Genomic DNA, 18,804 nt, shown 5'->3' with positions numbered 1-18,804 from the left:
CACAAATTCTATCGCAAGCGTCAAGTTCTATCCTTGCGCAAGCGAAACAAGCGCCAAACTCAGCGCTAAGCCTACTAGGTTAATAAACCTAATCGACGTGATACAAAAGCCAGGCTAACCCCTGGCTTTTTGCTTATTCAAATCACGCATTAGGTACACCGTACAGGACGGGAACAAGGAGTTCGTATCGATTAGATGGTCTCTTTAAATACCAATGTCACTGCGATGATGACGCAGCGACACCTCGGTCACGCAGCTGAGCAAAACATAGAATCGCAGCGCAATCTCACTTCGGGGTATCGGATTAACTCCGCCAGTGATGACGCTGCTGGTCTACAGATCTCCAATACTCTTAATGTTCAAACAAGAGGGCTTGATGTCGCCTTGAGAAATGCGCACGACGCATATTCGGTGGCACAAACCGCAGAAGGCGCTTTGCATGAGAGTAGCGATATATTGCAACGCTTACGCTCTCTAGGGCTGCAAGCAGCAAATGGCAGCAATGATTCAAGTGACCGGCAAAGTATTCAGTCCGAGGTTGTAGCGCTGCAAGATGAGCTAGATCGTGTCGCGATCACGACGACATTTGCAGATAAAAACCTATTTGATGGAGCTTACGGTTCACAAAGCTTCCATATTGGCGCGAATGCCAACTCAATCTCTTTGACGCTACGAAACATGCGTAGCCATATTCCAGAGATGGGAGGACAGCATTATGTTGGTGATGCGGTCGATAAAGACTGGCGAGTCACTAAAGATAATCAAACCCTCAAACTTGAATATCAAGACAGCAAAGGGCAATCTCAAACTGAATCTATTAGGCTCAAACTAGGAGACCGCATCGAGCAAGTTGCCACTTACATCAATGCGCAGCAATCGATAGCGAGTGCCTCAGTAACGGAAAACAACGAGCTGCAATTTTTTGCTTCAACGCTGAATGCGCCAGAGGGTGTGGAACTAAAGGGCAGTTTAGCGGATGAGCTTGACGTTACTGCTGGTGGGTTAGTCACCATGGACGATATCGATATGTCGACTGCTGGTGGTGCACAGCTGTCAATTGGGGTGATTGATGCCGCGATTAAGTACGTTGACTCACATCGAAGTGAAATAGGCGGCTTCCAAAACCGGGTGAGTGGCACCATGGATAACCTTAACACGGTGAACCGAAGTGTGACCGAATCAAAAGGGCGGATACGAGATACGGATTTTGCGCGAGAATCGACGGAGATGGTGCGTTCACAAGTACTGCAAGATGCAACTACCGCATTGTTAGCCCAAGCGAAGCAGAGACCGAGCTCGGCACTTGGCTTACTTAGTTGAATAGGTTGCAGCGATGAACATCGCTCAAGAACAAAAGTTTCAGGTAATAAAAAACGCTGCCATTGGCAGCGTTTTTTTCGTGTTCGGCTAAGTAAAAATTACTTAGTTACACGTAGAACTGGAGTTTCACCAACAGTTACAGAACCAGAAAGCTTGTTCAGCTCTTTGATTTCGTCCATGTTAGAGATAACAACTGGAGTTAGCGTTGATTTCGCTTTCTCTTCTAGAAGAGCTAGATCGAATTCAATTACAGTGTCGCCAGCTTTAACAGTTTGACCTTCTTCTGCGATACGCTTGAAGCCTTCGCCTTTCAGTTCAACAGTGTCGATACCGAAGTGAACGAATAGCTCAACACCGTCGTCAGACTCGATAGAGAACGCGTGGTTCGTTTCGAAGATCTTACCGATAGTACCGTTTACAGGAGCTACCATTTTGTTACCAGCAGGTTTGATAGCAATACCATCACCAACGATTTTCTCAGCGAAAACAACATCTGGCACATCTTCGATGTTCACGATCTCACCAGAAAGTGGTGCGATGATTTCGATTGCACCTGCGTCAGCGCTGTCGTCAGATACTAGCTTCTTAAGTTTGTCAAACAGACCCATTGTGTCATGCTCCTAACGTTTTATTTAATTCTGTCGAATTATAGTATACCAATCTTTCGAGATAGACGACTTTTTTTGAGCGCCTATCTCATTGGAATTAGTTGATTATTGAGTTTTCTCTGCAATGAACTTTTCTACAACTGCTTCGATTTCTGCTGCTGTTGGTAGAGAAAGTGCTTCTTCAGCCATTGCTTTCACTTCTGCGAAGTTAGAGTTACGGATAACTTTCTTCACTTTAGGGATAGAGATGCCGCTCATAGAGAATTCGTCCAGACCCATACCTAGAAGTAGAAGTGTTGCACGCTCATCACCAGCTAGCTCACCACACATACCAGTCCACTTACCTTCAGCGTGAGAAGCGTCGATAACTTGCTTGATCACAGTAAGTACAGCTGGTGATAGTGGGTTGTATAGGTGAGAAATCATCTCGTTACCACGGTCAACCGCTAGTGTGTACTGAGTTAGGTCGTTTGTACCGATAGAGAAGAAAGCAACTTCCTTCGCTAGGTGGTGCGCGATAGCTGCTGCAGCTGGAGTCTCAACCATTACACCGATTTCGATGTTTTCGTCGAATGCATGACCTTCAGCGCGTAGTTCTGCTTTGTACTCTTCGATTGCTTGCTTAAGCTCACGGATTTCTTCAACAGAGATGATCATTGGGAACATGATACGTAGTTTACCGTGTGCAGATGCACGTAGGATACCACGTAGCTGGTCACGTAGGATTTCACGACGATCCAAGCTGATACGTACTGCACGCCAGCCTAGGAACGGGTTCATCTCTTTTGGAAGATCCATGTAAGGAAGATCTTTGTCGCCGCCGATATCCATAGTACGGATGATCACAGCTTCGCCGTTCATTGCTTCAGCAACTTCTTTGTAAGCTTGGTATTGCTCTTCTTCAGTTGGAAGTGCATCACGGTCCATGAATAGGAATTCAGTACGGTACAGACCAACACCTTCACCACCGTTACGGATGATACCGTCACAGTCTTTAACAGTACCGATGTTACCGCAAACTTCTACGCGGTGACCGTCAGTTGTTTCTGCGTGTAGGTCTTTTAGCTTAGCTAGCTCTTCTTTCTCAGCAAGGAATGCAGCTTTAACTGCTTTTGCTTCTTCTAGTTCAGCGTCAGATGGGTTGATAACGATTTTGTTGTTCATCGCATCAAGAATCAGCATGTCGCCGTTCTTAACTTGCTTAGTGATGTCGTTAGTACCAACGATAGCTGGAAGCTCAAGAGAGCGAGCCATGATTGAAGTGTGAGAAGTACGACCACCGATGTCACAAGCGAAACCAAGAACGTAGTCTAGATTAATTTGCGCTGTTTCAGATGGTGTTAGGTCGTAAGCTACTAGGATAACTTCTTGATCGATATCGCTTAGAGAAACGATGTTGATACCTAGTGCGTTCTTAACAAAACGAGAACCGATATCACGGATGTCAGTTGCACGTTCTTTCAGGTATTCGTCGTCTAGAGACTCAAGAGCGCATGCTTGCTCTTCGATCACTGAGTGAATCGCGTGATCAGCAGTCATCTTGTCGTTTTTGATAAGTGCTAGGATTTCCTCTTCTAGCTCTTCGTCTTCAAGAAGCATGATGTGACCTTCAAAGATCGCTTCTTTTTCTTCGCCAAAAGTTTCAAGCGCTTTTTGCTTGATAGTTTCTAGCTGAGCTGCAGATTTGTTACGAGCGTCAAAGAAACGTGCAACTTCTGCTTCTACTTGATCATCAGAAATAGTGTTTGTGTTTAGGACAATTTCATCTTCTTGAAGTAGTAGTGCTTTACCGATTGCAATACCAGGAGATGCTAGGATGCCTGAAATCATAGCCTTACCTTAAGTTGGTCAACTTTATAAAACGGGAGAATAATGGGTGCGCTAACGAATAGTATTAGCTTAGTTTTGAGCCTATTTCCAACGAAGCCATTTTGCTTTCACAAAATGGCTTCTGAAATAGGAGACCGAATTAGTGTAGTTGGTCCATTAGAGCAACTAGGTGGTCAACTGCTTGCTGAGCTTGTGGGCCTTCAGCAGAGATAGTTACTAGAGTACCTTTTACTAGGCCTAGTGTTTGCAGCTTGAATAGGCTCTTAGCGCTAGCGCTTTTACCGTTAGAAGTCACAGTGATGTCCGCGTCGAATGCTTTAGCTTCTTTAACGAACTGTGCAGCTGGACGAGTGTGAAGACCGTTTTCTGCTGTGATTTCTACTTGCTTCTCGTACATGTGATATACCCCAATAAATGTATTTTTTTGTTAGTTTATGACTAAGTTTTAGCTTAACTGCTTTACACCTTGTGCGCTAGCACGGGAGAGTTCAAAGCGTGTCAGAACTGATACTAGTCAAAAGTTTGGTCATTACGCAACTGTTTGCGTGCGTAATCACACTGAAACCTTTTTGGTTTAGATTCTTTATTTTGAACCTAAAAATAAAACACCCTGATATTACCAAAGGTGGGGCAGGGATCAACAAAAAAGCCCCTGAACGGGGCTTTTTTAAACGAAAAATTGATTTGACCACATATTACTGTTGGTTCTCTTTCTCGGTAAAGATACCCGCAAATAGCGCTGTACTTAGGTAACGTTCACCAGAGCTTGGTAGAACGGTTACGATAGTTTTTCCTGCAAATTCAGGGAGTTCTGCAAGACGGTTTGCTGCAACAACGGCGGCGCCCGAAGAGATACCTGCTAGGATGCCTTCCTCTTCCATTAGGCGACGAGCCATCTCGATCGCTTCTTCAGAAGTGACTTGCTCAACGCGGTCAAGAAGTTCCAAATCTAGGTTGCCAGGGATGAAACCTGCGCCAATACCTTGGATTTTGTGTGGTGCTGGCTGGATTTCTTCACCCGCTAGCGCTTGTGCAATCACTGGTGATTCAGCTGGCTCTACTGCCACAGAAGTGATGGCTTTGCCTTTTTCGCCTTTGATGTAACGGCTTGTACCTGTGATCGTACCGCCCGTACCGACACCCGCTACGAATACATCGATTTCGCCGTCAGTTGCGTCCCAAATTTCTGGACCAGTCGTCTTTTCGTGAATCTCTGGATTAGCAGGGTTGTTGAACTGTTGTAGAAGAAGGTATTTGTCTGGGTTGCTTGCAACGATTTCTTCTGCTTTCGCGATCGCGCCTTTCATGCCTTTTGCTGCTTCTGTTAGTTCTAGGTTTGCACCTAGTGCTTTAAGAAGTTTGCGACGTTCAAGACTCATAGACTCAGGCATAGTCAGTGTTAGCTTGTAACCGCGAGCTGCTGCTACGAATGCAAGCGCAACACCTGTGTTACCACTTGTTGGTTCAACTAGCTCAACGCCTGGCTTAAGCGTTCCCGCTTTTTCTGCTTCCCAAATCATGTTCGCGCCGATACGACATTTAACACTGAAGCTTGGGTTACGCGCTTCGATTTTCGCTAGAACTTTACCGTTGCTCACTTTGTTTAGGCGAACGAGTGGCGTGTTACCAATGGTAAGAGAGTTGTCTTCGTAGATCTTGCTCATAGTGATGTTCCTTCATTACACGTTTTGTGAATATGGTTAGAAGAATATGCGGTATAAAAAAAAGGGAAAAGGATTAAAAAGTTATATCTTATGAGGTTGGTCGAGAAATGAGCAAAATAAAAGGGAAGGCTGATTCTGCCTTCCCTGAATAGGTTTAAAAGTGGGCTACTGTTGATGTTTAAATTCTGTCACCCACATGGCTGTCGCACCACATACTGCAACTGGCATCACAATGAGGTTAAGAATTGGAATGGTCGTAAAGACAGAAACCAGTACACCGAAGCCGTATGCCTTACCTTGCTTTTGTTTCAATTTGTAACGCATGTCATTGAAAGGCACTTTATGGTTATCAAATGGATAGTCACAGTACTGAATTGCCAACATCCACGCAGTGAAGATGAACCACAAGAAAGGCCCAACGGTTTGGCCTAATGCTGGGATGAGTAGCAGCAAAAATAAACCTATCGCCTTTGGTAACACATATAGCAGCTTGCGCCATTCTCGGGCCATGACTCGAGGCACATCTTTAATCAAAGCTGCAAAGCCATCGTCATTGACTTTTTGTCCAGTGAGGGACTCTTCGACCTTTTCAGCCAACAAACCATTAAATGGTGCGGCGATGAAGTTCGCCAATGTGCTGAAGAAGTAAGAGAAGGTGGCAAGAATGGTCAACACCAAAATTGGCCACAAGATGTAGGTGAGCCATGAGAGGAACTCAGGCAATTTGCCAATCCAACTCTCGATCCAAACATCGAGATGAGAGAATAAATAGAAGATAGCACCACCAACAAGCAAGATGTTGGCAAGCAGTGGCAAGACGACAAAGCGACGTATCTCTGGAGAAAGTGCTATTTGAATTCCATATAGGAAGTAACCGAATCCGGTTCTAGGCTGATTATTCGACTTCATATCCATTTTGCTTCGTGTAAGTGAAAACTCATTGTACCTGTGGATGCTTTTCTTTCAATGCCCTAACAATTTAGGTCTTGTAAAGTGGAATCGTGGCAAGAATCACAACAAAAAGCGGAACTTCTTGCATTAAGTTGTTCTAAACCTACATATAGTTTTGGTAAAGTAAAAGCATCATTCGGATTTATTGCACTTGGGTTGCTGCTCAAGGATGTGCGAGTAGTAAGAACAAGTAGATTGAGAGTAAATAATGCAGGAATTGCGATTCGTACTCATTGTTGTTGGCGCATTAGCCATCGCCGCGTTGCTGTTTCATGGTTTGTGGACAAGCAAAAAAGAAGGCAAAGCAAAATTTGGTAACAAGCCACTTGGCAAGTTGGACGTTGACCAAGAGGATAAAGACACTCCTGAACAAGAGCGCGATTTTGCTCCTGCTCCAGAAGATGATTTTGAAATCATTCGTAAAGATCGCAAAGAGCCAGATTTTGGGATGGAAAATTCATTCGATAACAAATTCTCGTCTGATCCTCTGATCGATGATGTCCTTGAGGCAAAAGAAGACAAAGAGCAGAGAGAAGAGCAAGAGATTCCAGCGTTTGTTGCGACGAAGACGGATGACGAGCAAGTCGAACCGGTACTACAAGAACCTGCGAAGGCTTTTGCTGAAAAAGAAGAAGTCGCAGAAGTTGTGGAAGAAACTCTCCAGCCAGTGTTTGAAGCTCCTTTAGCAGCGCAAGCGCCAGAAGTGGAAGTTGCACCAGTGGTCGTTGATCCGGTTGTCGAAGAACCGAAGCCTGAACCAGAAATGCAAGTGATTGTATTGAACGTCCACTGCGCTGGCGATGAGCCTTTTGTGGGCACTCAATTATTCGACAGCATGCAACAAAATGGCCTCATTTATGGCGAGATGAACATTTTCCATCGTCATGTAGATTTGTCTGGTAACGGCAAAGTGCTATTCAGCGTAGCCAATATGATGCAACCAGGTACGCTAGAGCATGGCGACCCAGCAGAATTTAGCACCAAAGGTATTTCGTTCTTCATGACGCTACCTTGCTACGGTGAAGCAGACCAAAACTTCAACCTAATGCTGCGCATTGCGCAACAAATCGCTGACGATATGGGCGGTAACGTTCTGGATGATCAACGAAACTTGATGACACCAGATCGATTAGCATCATATCGACGTCAAATAGTTGAGTTTAATGCTGCTAACGCATAACCTTAACACCAAATAATGAAAGGGCTCCGTTAGGAGCCTTTTTTCTTAGATTCCCAACCTCATTGATGAATATACACGGGGCTTTAATATGTCTGAATCAGTACTTCAGCGACTAGAAGAACTAAAAGAGTCGCTGCATTACCACGCTGTTCGTTACTACGTGGAAGATAACCCAGAGATTCCAGATGCAGAATACGACCGTATGATGCGTGAACTATTGGATATTGAAGCCGAACACCCAGAACTGGTTACTGTTGATTCTCCAAGCCAACGTGTTGGTGGGCAGCCATTGTCTGAATTCAGCCAAGTTACTCACGAAGTGCCAATGCTGTCATTAGACAACGCTTTTGATGATGCAGAGCTAGATGGCTTTCATAAACGAGCTCAAGACCGTGTCGTTGGCCATACCATTAAACAATACTGTTGCGAGCCTAAGCTTGATGGCTTGGCCGTGAGCTTACTGTATGAAAATGGTGTATTGGTGCAAGCTGCGACTCGTGGTGACGGTACGACGGGTGAAAACATCACTGAGAACGTACGAACCATCAGTGCTATTCCATTAAAGTTACAAGGTAAAGACTGGCCGACGCGTCTAGAAGTGCGCGGTGAAGTATTCATGCCAAAAGCCGGTTTTGACAAACTTAACGAGAACGCACGAAAAAAAGGCGAGAAAGTTTTTGTTAACCCACGCAATGCGGCAGCAGGTAGCCTACGTCAATTAGATTCTCGTATCACGGCTTCACGTCCTCTAAGCTTTTATGCATACAGTGTTGGCGTTGTGGAGGGGGCAACTCTTGCTAACAGTCACTACGAACGATTCTTACAAATCAAATCGTGGGGCTTGCCAATGTGTCCAGAAACCAAGCGAGTCGATAGCTTGGAAGAGGTTAAAGCGTACTACCAAGATATTCTTACTCGCCGTGAAGCTTTGGCTTACGAAATTGACGGTGTCGTTATCAAAGTGGACGACATTGCGATTCAAGAGCGTTTAGGTTTTGTTGCTCGTGCTCCTCGTTGGGCGATTGCCTACAAATTCCCGGCTCAGGAAGAAATCACCACACTGAACGAAGTCGAGTTCCAGGTTGGTCGTACTGGCGCGATTACTCCAGTAGCCAAGCTTGAACCAATATTTGTTGGCGGTGTAACGGTCTCTAACGCGACACTTCATAACGCAGACGAGATTGAGCGTTTGCAAGTGATGGTCGGTGACCAAGTTGTTATTCGTCGTGCTGGTGATGTGATTCCACAAGTGGTGTCTGTTATCAAAGAGCGTCGCCCAGAAACTGCGCGCGAGATCGTCTTCCCGAATGCTTGTCCGGTATGTAGCTCTCACGTTGAGCGCATCGAAGGGGAGGCGGTAACACGTTGTACTGGAGGTTTAGTTTGTCAGGCTCAACGTAAAGAAGCGCTGAAGCATTTTGTGTCTCGTAAGGCTCTTGATGTTGATGGCTTAGGCGACAAGGTGATTGAGCAGCTGGTGGATCGCGAAATGGTGGAAACCCCAGCTGATTTATTCAAGCTTTCTGCGGGTGTCTTAACAGTACTAGAGCGTATGGGGCCTAAATCGGCAACCAACGTTGTTAATGCGCTTGAAAAATCAAAACTCACAACGTTGCCACGCTTTTTGTACTCGCTGGGTATTCGTGAAGTCGGGGAGGCGACAGCGGCCAACCTAGCACAATACTTCAAAAACCTAGATGCAATTCAGCAAGCAACAGAAGAGCAATTGATTGAAGTTCAGGACATTGGTGTGATCGTAGCAAAACACATTACGACGTTCTTTGGTGAAGAGAAAAACCAAGCCGTTGTTCAAGACTTGCTAGCACAAGGCATCAACTGGCCAGAGATTGCAGCACCACAAGAAGGTGTTGAATTACCATTGGAAGGCAAGACGGTTGTATTAACTGGCACCCTTTCTCAACTAGGTCGCTCAGAAGCGAAAGAAGCATTACAGAATCTAGGCGCGAAAGTAACGGGTAGTGTATCGAAGAAAACAGACATTCTGTTTGCTGGTGAGAATGCTGGTTCTAAGCTTGCAAAAGCACAAGAGCTAGGTATTGAGATTCAAACTGAACAAGACTTGCTCAACTTAATGAAATAACGCCTATCAAAAAAGCTAAAAAATAACTAAAAGCCCTAAATGCCAGTCGTTTAGGGCTTTTTCTTTGCAATTAAAAAGTCACTTAATAGCCATCCAATGCGCCTTTTACTGATTTCAGTGATCAGGATCTCTCCTTCAGTTATTCATCTCTCACAGCAAAAAAGTCTGCGATCAACTTCAAATTGAGCGTTGTCTAATCTCTTCAAGTTGCTGAATAATAAGGGATTGCAGTTTGATTGTGTCTTTGGTGTTAAAAATAAGATCTGGATCAACAACTTATATGGAACTTTGGCGTTGGTCATATTTTTTTAGAAAAAAAATAAGTTCCGTTTGGATGTTTTTAGATGCGAAGTTAGTCTTAATGGCGTGGATACACGGTGTGTATGCAGGAACTAAAAATAACTAAATTAGAGATGATTTAGGTTTATTCAGGAATTTACTTCTCCCCTTCGGCGGCCAACTTAAGGTGAGATAGAAAAATACAGCTATACCCATTTTTAGGAGTTTTTTTCCATGGACAAATTTTTCAAGGTATCTGCTATTACAGCAGCAATGATGGGCGCACTTGCAAGTGCTCCTGCAATGGCGGCAACTGACTCTGCTGCTGGTGACCAATATGTAGACGCTCTTTCTGAGTTTCTTGATGGTGCAACACTATCTTTGGTTGCAGTGACAGACACGCGTTACCGTTCTCATAAGATTGGTGTAGATGCTGATCACGAAGAGAACCTAAACTACACAGATTACAACGTTGCTCTAAACTTTTCTTCTGGTTACCACAATGACTCAGTAGGTATCGACCTTGGTGGTTACTTCAGCGGTTCAATGTACAACAACGGTGCTTGTTCAGAGATTTCAATGTGTGACGGTTGGGCTCAGGATGAGTCTCAAAACGGTGCGCTTAAAATCACTAAAGCTGCAGTTAAATTTAAAGGTGGCGAAAGCTTCCGTGGTGACTTTGGTCTAACTCAAATGGGTGTTGGTACGATTGGTAACGTATGGTCTTTCGTTCCAGGTACTTACAAAGGCGGTAAAGCATTCGTTGATGTTGGTGGCTTTACTCTAGGTTACGGTGCGTCAACTGGCCACACTGCTCCTTGGTGGATGACATCTAAGCAAGATCCAAATGTTAATAAGTCAAACGACAGTACTTTTGATTTTCTACAATCTATCGGTTTGACGGGTAAAGTAGGTGGTGTTGGTCTTAACTTAGGTGTTGGTCATGCAAACCTAGCTAAAATGGATGAGTCAAACACATCATACAAAGCTCAGTTTGATTTCAATGTTGGCGATGCAGCACTAGCTTACGACCTTTACGCAGTTAACTCTGATGTAGACTACGATGGTTTGGGTGCTCACCACGGTCTGTCTTTGACAATGCCTGTTGGCACTATGAACTGGATGTCTCAAGTTCGCTACACTCACACTGAGAACAGTGCAGAGTTCACTCCACGTACAGTTCGTGGCTACGGTACAAACAACGGTACTTGGAGCCAGTGGTGGGATGCACTATCTGACTGGAACCAAGATACTCAAATCGCATGGTACAACCGTCTAAGCACTGACTTCGGTGGTGGCTGGTTCGGCTACGTTGGTCTAGGTCTATCAACTATTTCTGAAGACAAAGTTGGTTTCGATTCAGAATACGCAGTTAACGGTACAGTAGGCTACACGCTTCCAGCAGGTGCAATGAAAGGCACAACAATGCGTTTCCACTCTACTTACTTAACTCGTGACATGAACGACAGCTCTGACTACGAGCGCGTTGACTTCCGTTTCCAAGTTATCGTACCGCACAACTTCTTCTAAGACACAGTCTTGTTGAAAGTAAAATGGCCTCAATATGAGGCCATTTTTTGTTACATTTCTTTCCCTTCTAACAACTTACAATATTCTACCGGCATAGAAACAATATCGCCGTTTTTAATCATGCATTGCACTTCTGGGCCTAAAGTTCTTCCTTGGTTACCATTTGCACCACTGTAAGCGTGAGCAGAGTTAAATGACAAGGCTACAATTGATATCGCGATTGATAATATATATCTCATAACAAAATTCCTATAAATATTGTCCGTTTCTAAATGAGCCATCTTAATCATTCGAAACTACGTAACTACTTACTAAATTTAAAACGTGCTTAATGAATGCTCATTATTTTATGACTCTCATTTCTAAACCAATATTTGATTTAAAGCTGTTGATTAATAGAAAAATTTAACGACAAATCTCTGACAACTAAATGCTGTTATCAGTATTTAGTCTTACCATTTTGATGTTGGCATAAGACTATTGGCATGTAATCGCTAGTCCCATCTGGCAGGTAGCATTGCACGTTAGGTCCTGTCGCGCTGTTGCCGTTAGAGCCTGTGTAGGCAAACACACTCGATGAGAACAAGACGACAGCGAGTAACATCATTGTCTTTTTCATAGTACTTCCTCTTACTTACCTTAAAAAATATAAGCACCTAATTGACATGCTTATGCGTTAAGTATGTATAGAGACCTAGAAAGATCAAAATTAAATTCAACAGTGTTTTATTTTTTAAAATAAATTTAGATTTCGAAAAAGGAGTTATATTTTTCTATGTGTCTGAATTGTTCAATTTTAATAAATGAAGATTGGATGAAAAAGAGAGGATGTTGATAATATTTCTGTTACTTAATTTTTATGGATAATTTAAATAACTCAATGAAATAAAAGAGGTAGTTAGAATAAATATGAAATAGGGTGCTTTGCACCCTATTATTTTGACACAAATCAGCGAGAAACCGGCTTAATCTTGAGAATGATGCCCTCTACAGCCACAATCTCGACTCGAGTTCCTGCCGGTAAGTCGTGCTCTGATTCGGCAGACCAAGTCGTATCGGCAACTCTTAAGCGGTTCATGCCGACAGTGAAGTCTTCTTCCAAAGTGACAATATTGCCGATCAATTGTTTATGCTTTTGATTGAGGTCGCGAGCTTTGTCGCTTTTGCGATCCTTCGACCATTGTTTTCGCCACCAAAGCCAAGTTGTCACTAGGCTGAAAGCAGCAAATGCTAACCATTGCATTTGCCAACTAATCGGTAAGAAAGACAAGATAGCACCCACAATTAGTGCAGAGAGGCCGAGCCATAAAAAGTAGCCGGCTGTCCCGAGCAATTCAACTGCGAGTAACGCGAGACCAAACGCAATCCAATGCCAAAAGGTGACACCTTCCAATAGGCTAAATAAATCCATAAGCAGACCTTAGTCTTTACTTTGTTTGAACATTTCTGCGATACCCGCGACAGAGCCCATTAGCCCAGTGGCTTCGATTGGCAGCATGATGATCTTGCCGTTTTCAGCTTGGCCAATACTCTTCAATGCTTCGGTGTAACCTTGGGCTATAAAGTAGTTCACGGCTTTTACGTCACCTTTAGCGATTGCCTCCGATACCATGTAAGTCGCCTTTGCTTCTGCTTGTGCGGCGCGCTCACGAGCCTCCGCGTGTAAGATAGCAGATTGCTTTTCACCTTCCGCTTTTAAAATCTCTGACTGTTTTTGGCCTTCGGCACGTAAGATCTCAGCTTGGCGAACCCCTTCAGCTTCGAGAATTTCCGCACGTTTGTTACGCTCTGCTTTCATCTGAGCGTTCATTGCTGCTGTTAGGTCCGCTGGTGGTTGAACATCTTTGATTTCAATACGAGTGACTTTTACGCCCCAAGGGTTGGTCGCTTGGTCGACAATAGAGAGCAGTTTGGTATTGATCATGTCACGTTGGCTAAGCATCTCGTCCAATTCCATTGAGCCAAGGACGGTACGAATGTTAGTGAGGGTTAGGTTACGAATCGCATGTTCTAGGTCGTTAACCTCATAAGCGGCTTTCGCGGCATCGATGACTTGAACAAAACCTACCGCGTCAATGACTACATTGGCGTTATCTTTCGAAATCACTTCTTGTGCTGGAATGTCGAGTACACGCTCCATCATATTGACCTTTTGTCCGACACGGTCAACAAAAGGAATGATGAGGTTAAGGCCTGGCTTGAGGGTATGGGTGTAACGACCAAAGCGTTCGACCGTCCAGTTGTTGCCTTGTGGAACGGTTTTTACTGCAGAAGCGAGGAGGATAACGGCTAGAGCAACGAAAATACCGATGGTGATCAATGAGTCAATTGGCATGTGCTATTCCCTTAAGTGCATAATGTTGATTCATTTTTACTCATTTAGGCTGATGAAACAATCGTAGAAATGAGAGGCTCGATAAATTCCAGACAAAATAAAGGCCGGTTTTTCCCGGCCTTTCGCTATTTAATCTCACCCATTACTTAAGGCAGATTGTTTATTACGTTGACTATTTACTTCGGATATTCAATCCAACTTGAGCCGTCCAGCGAGACGTAGTACTTACCATTGACTTCGATAACGGTTGAACCTGAGTTCTGCGCAACCACTAGAGTTTCAGGTAAGTTCTCGGCTAGGTCGCTCGGATTAAAGGACTTTTTCTCGTAAATGTTTTGCTCGAGAATATTTGACACCAGTTGTGATAGCGCTAAATAACTTGAAGGTGCTTTCACGTGTTCAGTTTCACCTTGACGCTGAACCCCTTCGCCAAAAACTTTAATACCTACTGGCGTATGTACAATGGTTGGAGCCGGGATCTCTCGCATGCCAGATATTTGCATTCTATCGCCTCGCATACCCGCACCATGTTCTGGCACTAATGCGACCACGATGTTGCGTTTAGAGGCTTCCAGCTCTTTAAAGAAGGCGTAAAGATCATCAAGTAGATTCTTAAGTCGTTTCTTATAACTCACCATTGAGGTTGTTGAGTTGGCATTGATGATTCGGTTTCCGTCATGCAATGAAATAGAGTTGTATAAGGCAACCACTTTTTCATCATCGCTTTTTATCCTTTGTTGCCACCAGTTATCAAGCACTTGCTTATCACGGAAGATAGAGGAACCATCAAATGATTTTTGGTAAGGCGTGAATCCTGCTTGTGACATGAGGTCGGTTTTTAGATCGCCATCTTTCTTAATTAACTCCAAGAAACTATCGAATACGCCGTTGTGGTTCATCAGTAAGTTTTCTTGAAAGCCAAGGGCCTTTAAGTCGTCGAATAGATAACATTGCTTGGGCGCGGGCGCAAATAGCTGGCTGTGTGCCTGCTGGCCACAGCTTGCTCTTAATAGTCGAATAACAGCAGGGCCACTGTAGGAGGTTGCGGCACTGAAGTTGTCGAACATGATGTCGAATTCTTTGAACAGCGGATGATCGGCCAAGCCAGCAATTTCAATATCATCCCAAGCTACGGAACAGATACTCAAGAACAGCAAGTCAAATGGCGCGTCTTGAGTGTTATCTGGGTTAAATGACACGCGTCGCGACGCTTCTTTAGCAAAGAAATCTGCTTTCATGCTGTTGAGCGTGTCGTCGTTGATTTCTGTCATTTGCGGTTTTGTTGTTTCTGCTACGTCAGTCGTGGCTGGTGGTGCAGGTTGAGCTACTTCAACCGTTACAGGGCCCTCGGCATCTTTGGGAACGCTGACGTAAAGCATCGCGATAACAACAAACACCGAAATGCGCAAAAACTTACTCAGGATGTAATAAGCAGCACACAACGCAAACAGCCCTAGCAGCGCTTGAGCAGAGATGAAGCGGCCCAGGAGTTCAACAAGATAGCTAAACTCAAATTGCATTAGCTGGCCAGCTTGTGCCCAAAGTCGATCGAGTGGTGGAAGAAATGAATCGTAATGAAGCAACCATGCTGCAATAACAATCGCAACCACATGACGGAGGGTATTTAACGCTTTTACTGGCACTGGGAGCAAAATAAACAGCAGTAGTGCGAAGTTTTCTAGCGGGTGGAAGCCTATGACCCCTTGTAGATAAAGGGCGACCTTGGCAATAAAATAAATGTTCCACCATCCCAATCCAATCGTGAACTGGGCAGTTTGTTTAGGATGTGAAGTCATCACTTAAGCTTCTTATTTTTGTTGATGGACAGATCTTGTTCAAAATAGCGCGAACGTTTTAGGTTTCGCTGGTAGAAGTCATATACCGCACCGACAATATCCCGCAAGAAGTAGCCCAGAATCAGGCCTACACTAAGGCTAATGCCAACAGTGAGAAAAAAATCATTTATGTTCATGCTTGCCCTTTCAGGTTGATGGGTTTCCTCACAGCAAATAAAGCGGGTACGTTATTTAAAGGTTGTTTTGATGCTGAAAAAATCTGCTTCTCTGTGGTTAGGTTAGAGACCTCCTCAGAGATAATGACCTCGTCTTCCATGATGTATTTTAGTTCACTTTCAATGTCATACTGGGTTTCAAAACTACGAGTTGAGTGAAACAAGTCTCGAGTTGGGAACTCAAATATATTGTTGAGCGCAACTTCAATATCGTTGTGACGGATAGCACTAAATAAAACGTAAAGCGCTTTATTGCAGGCTGTCACTACGTCACCATCTCTGCGGATATGACACAATCTGAGGCACTCTTCAGCGCTCATGCCTGGTAATAAGTTGAGTTTGATGAGGGCGAAGTTCACATTAGATCGAGTAGAGCTAGCGATAACGTCTGTACAATATTGAACAAAGTCTCGGTTATTTAGGTAGCCTTTACTGCCAAACTTAACATCGTATTTGAGTAGGGCGTCCAAATTTTGTGGCAGTGAGCGCGTTAGCATCTGGCCCTGTATAGCTTCCACTTGAGTCATAAAACGCATTTGTGGGACTTGAACAGGCGAGATTAAATTCACCCCAGCACGGAGAAGAAACTTCTCGTCGGCGTACCTCAGACATTGCTGTGTTTCACGGATGATGATTTTTAATTGACGACCCGCCTTCATTCTCAGACGGTAACAATCCAATGCCAACTGTTGTACTTCGTCTTGGCTCGCGCAGCTAAATATGAGCGTTGATGCCCTCGGACTGTCTAGCATGCTTATCAGGTTCTGATTGTCTTCTGCAATGTGCATTTCTTTTGGCACGTTAGTGCTCTCGCCAATAGCCTCTCTGGAAATATAAATCCGTTCACTGTCTGCTTTGTCTTCGGTGACTTCCGATGCTTGTACTTTTTCATACGGTGTCGCTATTAACTTATCGGCTTTATCATGAGTAAGGATGTACTCTTCTTCTGACTTCACGCCGTGCTTATTTGACCAAAAATCAACGAGGTAACCGTAACGAGAGTCATCTAAAGCCGTCATGGTGGCTAAACCGGAGATAAAGTGATTATTGGTCAATAACTTTGGTTTTAGTATTGAGGTCGCAAGGTGCCCATAAATATATACATTGACCACAGACTCTTTCTTATAAGATAAAGCGCTTAGTTGCTGTAGGAACAATCTCACATCACTGTCTTCGCATTGAACTAAAATTGAGTCCGGAATAATTAAATTAAAATGTGAGTTTTTGGCTATATTTATTCTGTGAATGTCTCTGGCTAGAAATACCGGATTTGGCTTCTTTGTTGAGGCCTTATTGCTGATAAAGAAAATCTTATCCAAATTTTCGGCAGATAAGTTATTGAATTTAAGTAATGTGCTGTCATTTAGACCGGAAAGAAAAGAAGCTTTATCAGAGAAGGATGTAAGTGAACTGTTACCAGTATTGCATGTTGTATTTATTAGGTAATCGATTGCCATACGCTTGTGGGAAAATAAATTGACGTAGACAGACTTAATCTCACGCTCACTTGTAATCGCGGATAAACCGTGTATTGATGACATTAACTTTACCTTGTATATCAGTTGTTTAATATCATTTGCTTTAATGGCTAACAATCCGCTGTATGCCAATCCTTACAAAAAATGCATTCTTAGTGACAAGAAAATGACGCTTAGATATTAAACGAAATTGATCAAAAATAAAAATAGATATAGCATTATCTGCCTTGATGTTTATAAACCTAAAAGTTCTGCATTCTGAAATCTATATGTTCTAAGTATGCCTATATCTATGGTTTATATATCGTAAATGGATAATTACAACATATCTTCATAACTTCGGTTTCTGAAGCCAAACATCACTTAGGAATTTAATAATCATGTGATCAATGACTTAGGTTGTTCGCATTTTTTATTATTCTGTAAATATGTGATGCACGGATAAGTGCGTCAAATTTTCATCAGTATGGCTTAATCAGAGTTTAAGTGTAGGACAGGAATCCCGCCATTTTCTGAGTAAGTGTGCGAGAAATATGGAAATATGTTGTGACAGAACCAGCAAAAGATATTAATTCGATCTACTCTTCATATAACTTAGCTCAGCACCAGTATGTTGAAACAACAGAAAATGAGTCATACCACAAGGTGAAAAGTAAGTGGTTAATCTTTCAATCACAGTGTACTGGCGAGACAAAAATGGGCAGCAGAAAGAATCAAGCAGGTCTTAAAACGGAAGCGATATGAAGCGCCTTCTTCTTGTGAGCTTAAGAGGCGGTTGTGGCTCGACAACACTGACCGCAAACTTAGCTCAAGCTTTAGTCAAAATTAACAAGCAGGTTCTCGCGATAGATGCGTTACCTGAAAACTTGCTGCGTCTTCACCTTGGCCTTCCCTCTGAAGAGCAAGATGGTTGGGCTAAGCAAGAGCTCAATGGCGGCTCGTGGATGGAGGCTGGCTATCAAAGTCCTCAAGGCGTGACTTTCCTTCCGTTTGGCCAAATAAATGATGAGCAGCATTCTCAGTTTTCTCTCGCTCATCACCATCCCCTCCAACAGCTTGCTGAGGCCACTCTCGAAATTGATGAGAGCGAGCAATGGCAGTTATTTCATGGTGACTTGTCTTATCTAAGTGCGCCAAATCTAGCAGGCTTTATGGCTTCTATGGATATGGTTTTGGTTGTACTTAATGCAGATGCCATCAATTACTCTGTATTGAAAAACCAATTTCAACATCAGCATGGTATTCAAGCGTTGATTGAACAGGGCAAACTCAAATTTGTCCTCAATAAGTATCAACCGGAAACAGAAATTGGACGTGACTTCATGCTGGTTTTGAAAAAAGAGTTAGGGGATGCTTTGGTGCCTGTGATGATGCACAGAGACACGGCACTGCCGGAGTGCGTTGCAAACTTGACCACGGTGCAGCATTACTCTCCAATTAGCCAAGCAGCGAAAGATTACCAGTCCTTGGCGTTTTGGTGTGTGTCTACACTCTCGGCAACCAGTGCCTAGGGTGGT

At 43.6% G+C, this 18,804-nt stretch carries 16 protein-coding genes; 5 read left to right on the top strand and 11 right to left on the bottom strand.

Annotation, left to right across the window (positions count from 1 at the left end):
• Window positions 1-195 precede the first annotated feature (195 nt).
• Complete coding sequence (locus tag GXP65_RS22120) at window positions 196-1,320, top strand: flagellin (protein WP_162093753.1); 1,125 nt, start codon at window positions 196-198, stop codon at window positions 1,318-1,320.
• 98 nt (window positions 1,321-1,418) lie between these two features.
• Here GXP65_RS22120 and crr read toward each other — a convergent pair whose 3' ends face one another.
• From crr to cysZ, 5 genes are all read right to left on the bottom strand, one after another.
• A complete protein-coding gene (gene crr, locus GXP65_RS22115) occupies window positions 1,419-1,928 on the bottom strand; it encodes a PTS glucose transporter subunit IIA (RefSeq protein WP_005425608.1) in 510 nt (169 codons plus the stop codon).
• 105 nt (window positions 1,929-2,033) lie between these two features.
• Window positions 2,034-3,758, bottom strand: coding sequence for a phosphoenolpyruvate-protein phosphotransferase PtsI (ptsI, locus tag GXP65_RS22110; RefSeq protein ID WP_010643347.1), 1,725 nt, complete (start codon window positions 3,756-3,758; stop codon window positions 2,034-2,036).
• Window positions 3,759-3,897: 139 nt separating this feature from the next.
• Complete coding sequence (locus tag GXP65_RS22105) at window positions 3,898-4,155, bottom strand: HPr family phosphocarrier protein (protein WP_005436894.1); 258 nt, start codon at window positions 4,153-4,155, stop codon at window positions 3,898-3,900.
• A gap of 298 nt (window positions 4,156-4,453) precedes the next feature.
• On the bottom strand, window positions 4,454-5,422 hold the full coding sequence (gene cysK, locus GXP65_RS22100) for a cysteine synthase A (protein ID WP_005534670.1): 969 nt from the start codon (window positions 5,420-5,422) through the stop codon (window positions 4,454-4,456).
• 165 nt (window positions 5,423-5,587) lie between these two features.
• Window positions 5,588-6,331, bottom strand: coding sequence for a sulfate transporter CysZ (gene cysZ, locus GXP65_RS22095; RefSeq protein ID WP_038892169.1), 744 nt, complete (start codon window positions 6,329-6,331; stop codon window positions 5,588-5,590).
• 250 nt (window positions 6,332-6,581) lie between these two features.
• On the opposite strand from cysZ, the gene zipA reads away from it, so the two are divergent.
• The 3 genes from zipA (at window position 6,582) to GXP65_RS22080 (ending at window position 11,463) form a co-directional block, all read left to right on the top strand.
• The gene (zipA, locus tag GXP65_RS22090) at window positions 6,582-7,553 is read left to right on the top strand and encodes a cell division protein ZipA (protein WP_051118251.1); all 972 of its coding nucleotides are present in this window, start codon (window positions 6,582-6,584) and stop codon (window positions 7,551-7,553) included.
• 88 nt (window positions 7,554-7,641) lie between these two features.
• Window positions 7,642-9,654, top strand: coding sequence for an NAD-dependent DNA ligase LigA (gene ligA / locus GXP65_RS22085; RefSeq protein WP_162093752.1), 2,013 nt, complete (start codon window positions 7,642-7,644; stop codon window positions 9,652-9,654).
• Between the two features lie 513 nt (window positions 9,655-10,167).
• Complete coding sequence (locus GXP65_RS22080) at window positions 10,168-11,463, top strand: hypothetical protein (RefSeq protein ID WP_038892155.1); 1,296 nt, start codon at window positions 10,168-10,170, stop codon at window positions 11,461-11,463.
• Window positions 11,464-11,513: 50 nt separating this feature from the next.
• Here the strand turns inward: GXP65_RS22080 and GXP65_RS22075 are convergent, their stop codons facing one another.
• From GXP65_RS22075 to bcsE, 6 genes are all read right to left on the bottom strand, one after another.
• Window positions 11,514-11,702 carry a hypothetical protein gene (locus GXP65_RS22075; protein WP_045377613.1) on the bottom strand — a complete coding sequence of 63 codons (189 nt, stop codon included), beginning with the start codon at window positions 11,700-11,702 and terminating at the stop codon, window positions 11,514-11,516.
• A 200-nt stretch (window positions 11,703-11,902) separates the two neighbouring features.
• Entirely contained in the window at window positions 11,903-12,082 is a 180-nt protein-coding gene (locus GXP65_RS22070) for a hypothetical protein (protein ID WP_162093751.1), read from the bottom strand.
• A gap of 330 nt (window positions 12,083-12,412) precedes the next feature.
• Entirely contained in the window at window positions 12,413-12,874 is a 462-nt protein-coding gene (locus tag GXP65_RS22065) for an NfeD family protein (RefSeq protein ID WP_005425424.1), read from the bottom strand.
• Between the two features lie 9 nt (window positions 12,875-12,883).
• Window positions 12,884-13,798 carry an SPFH domain-containing protein gene (locus GXP65_RS22060; protein WP_005425470.1) on the bottom strand — a complete coding sequence of 305 codons (915 nt, stop codon included), beginning with the start codon at window positions 13,796-13,798 and terminating at the stop codon, window positions 12,884-12,886.
• A gap of 176 nt (window positions 13,799-13,974) precedes the next feature.
• Complete coding sequence (gene bcsG, locus GXP65_RS22055; protein ID WP_162093750.1) at window positions 13,975-15,594, bottom strand: cellulose biosynthesis protein BcsG; 1,620 nt, start codon at window positions 15,592-15,594, stop codon at window positions 13,975-13,977.
• A 172-nt stretch (window positions 15,595-15,766) separates the two neighbouring features.
• Window positions 15,767-17,350 carry a cellulose biosynthesis protein BcsE gene (bcsE, locus tag GXP65_RS22050; RefSeq protein ID WP_162093749.1) on the bottom strand — a complete coding sequence of 528 codons (1,584 nt, stop codon included), beginning with the start codon at window positions 17,348-17,350 and terminating at the stop codon, window positions 15,767-15,769.
• Window positions 17,351-18,027: 677 nt separating this feature from the next.
• Between bcsE and bcsQ the strand changes: the two genes are divergently transcribed.
• Window positions 18,028-18,798: a cellulose biosynthesis protein BcsQ gene (bcsQ, locus tag GXP65_RS22045; RefSeq protein ID WP_162093748.1), complete on the top strand. Its 771-nt coding sequence runs from the start codon at window positions 18,028-18,030 to the stop codon at window positions 18,796-18,798.
• Window positions 18,799-18,804: the final 6 nt, after the last annotated feature.

It is taken from the genome of Vibrio sp. LB10LO1, from assembly GCF_010092875.1.
Taxonomy (GTDB): domain Bacteria; phylum Pseudomonadota; class Gammaproteobacteria; order Enterobacterales; family Vibrionaceae; genus Vibrio; species Vibrio campbellii.
This window is presented reverse-complemented; position numbering and strand designations above follow the sequence as displayed.

Excerpts from the sequence above, each read along its gene's own strand:
- GXP65_RS22120 (WP_162093753.1), top strand. The coding sequence starts at position 196 with ATGGTCTCTTTAAATACCAATGTCACTGCGATGATGACGCAGCGACAC.
- crr (WP_005425608.1), bottom strand. The coding sequence starts at position 1,928 with ATGGGTCTGTTTGACAAACTTAAGAAGCTAGTATCTGACGACAGCGCT.
- ptsI (WP_010643347.1), bottom strand. The coding sequence starts at position 3,758 with ATGATTTCAGGCATCCTAGCATCTCCTGGTATTGCAATCGGTAAAGCA.
- GXP65_RS22105 (WP_005436894.1), bottom strand. The coding sequence starts at position 4,155 with ATGTACGAGAAGCAAGTAGAAATCACAGCAGAAAACGGTCTTCACACT.
- cysK (WP_005534670.1), bottom strand. The coding sequence starts at position 5,422 with ATGAGCAAGATCTACGAAGACAACTCTCTTACCATTGGTAACACGCCA.
- cysZ (WP_038892169.1), bottom strand. The coding sequence starts at position 6,331 with ATGAAGTCGAATAATCAGCCTAGAACCGGATTCGGTTACTTCCTATAT.
- zipA (WP_051118251.1), top strand. The coding sequence starts at position 6,582 with ATGCAGGAATTGCGATTCGTACTCATTGTTGTTGGCGCATTAGCCATC.
- ligA (WP_162093752.1), top strand. The coding sequence starts at position 7,642 with ATGTCTGAATCAGTACTTCAGCGACTAGAAGAACTAAAAGAGTCGCTG.
- GXP65_RS22080 (WP_038892155.1), top strand. The coding sequence starts at position 10,168 with ATGGACAAATTTTTCAAGGTATCTGCTATTACAGCAGCAATGATGGGC.
- GXP65_RS22075 (WP_045377613.1), bottom strand. The coding sequence starts at position 11,702 with ATGAGATATATATTATCAATCGCGATATCAATTGTAGCCTTGTCATTT.
- GXP65_RS22070 (WP_162093751.1), bottom strand. The coding sequence starts at position 12,082 with ATGAAAAAGACAATGATGTTACTCGCTGTCGTCTTGTTCTCATCGAGT.
- GXP65_RS22065 (WP_005425424.1), bottom strand. The coding sequence starts at position 12,874 with ATGGATTTATTTAGCCTATTGGAAGGTGTCACCTTTTGGCATTGGATT.
- GXP65_RS22060 (WP_005425470.1), bottom strand. The coding sequence starts at position 13,798 with ATGCCAATTGACTCATTGATCACCATCGGTATTTTCGTTGCTCTAGCC.
- bcsG (WP_162093750.1), bottom strand. The coding sequence starts at position 15,594 with ATGACTTCACATCCTAAACAAACTGCCCAGTTCACGATTGGATTGGGA.
- bcsE (WP_162093749.1), bottom strand. The coding sequence starts at position 17,350 with ATGTCATCAATACACGGTTTATCCGCGATTACAAGTGAGCGTGAGATT.
- bcsQ (WP_162093748.1), top strand. The coding sequence starts at position 18,028 with ATGAAGCGCCTTCTTCTTGTGAGCTTAAGAGGCGGTTGTGGCTCGACA.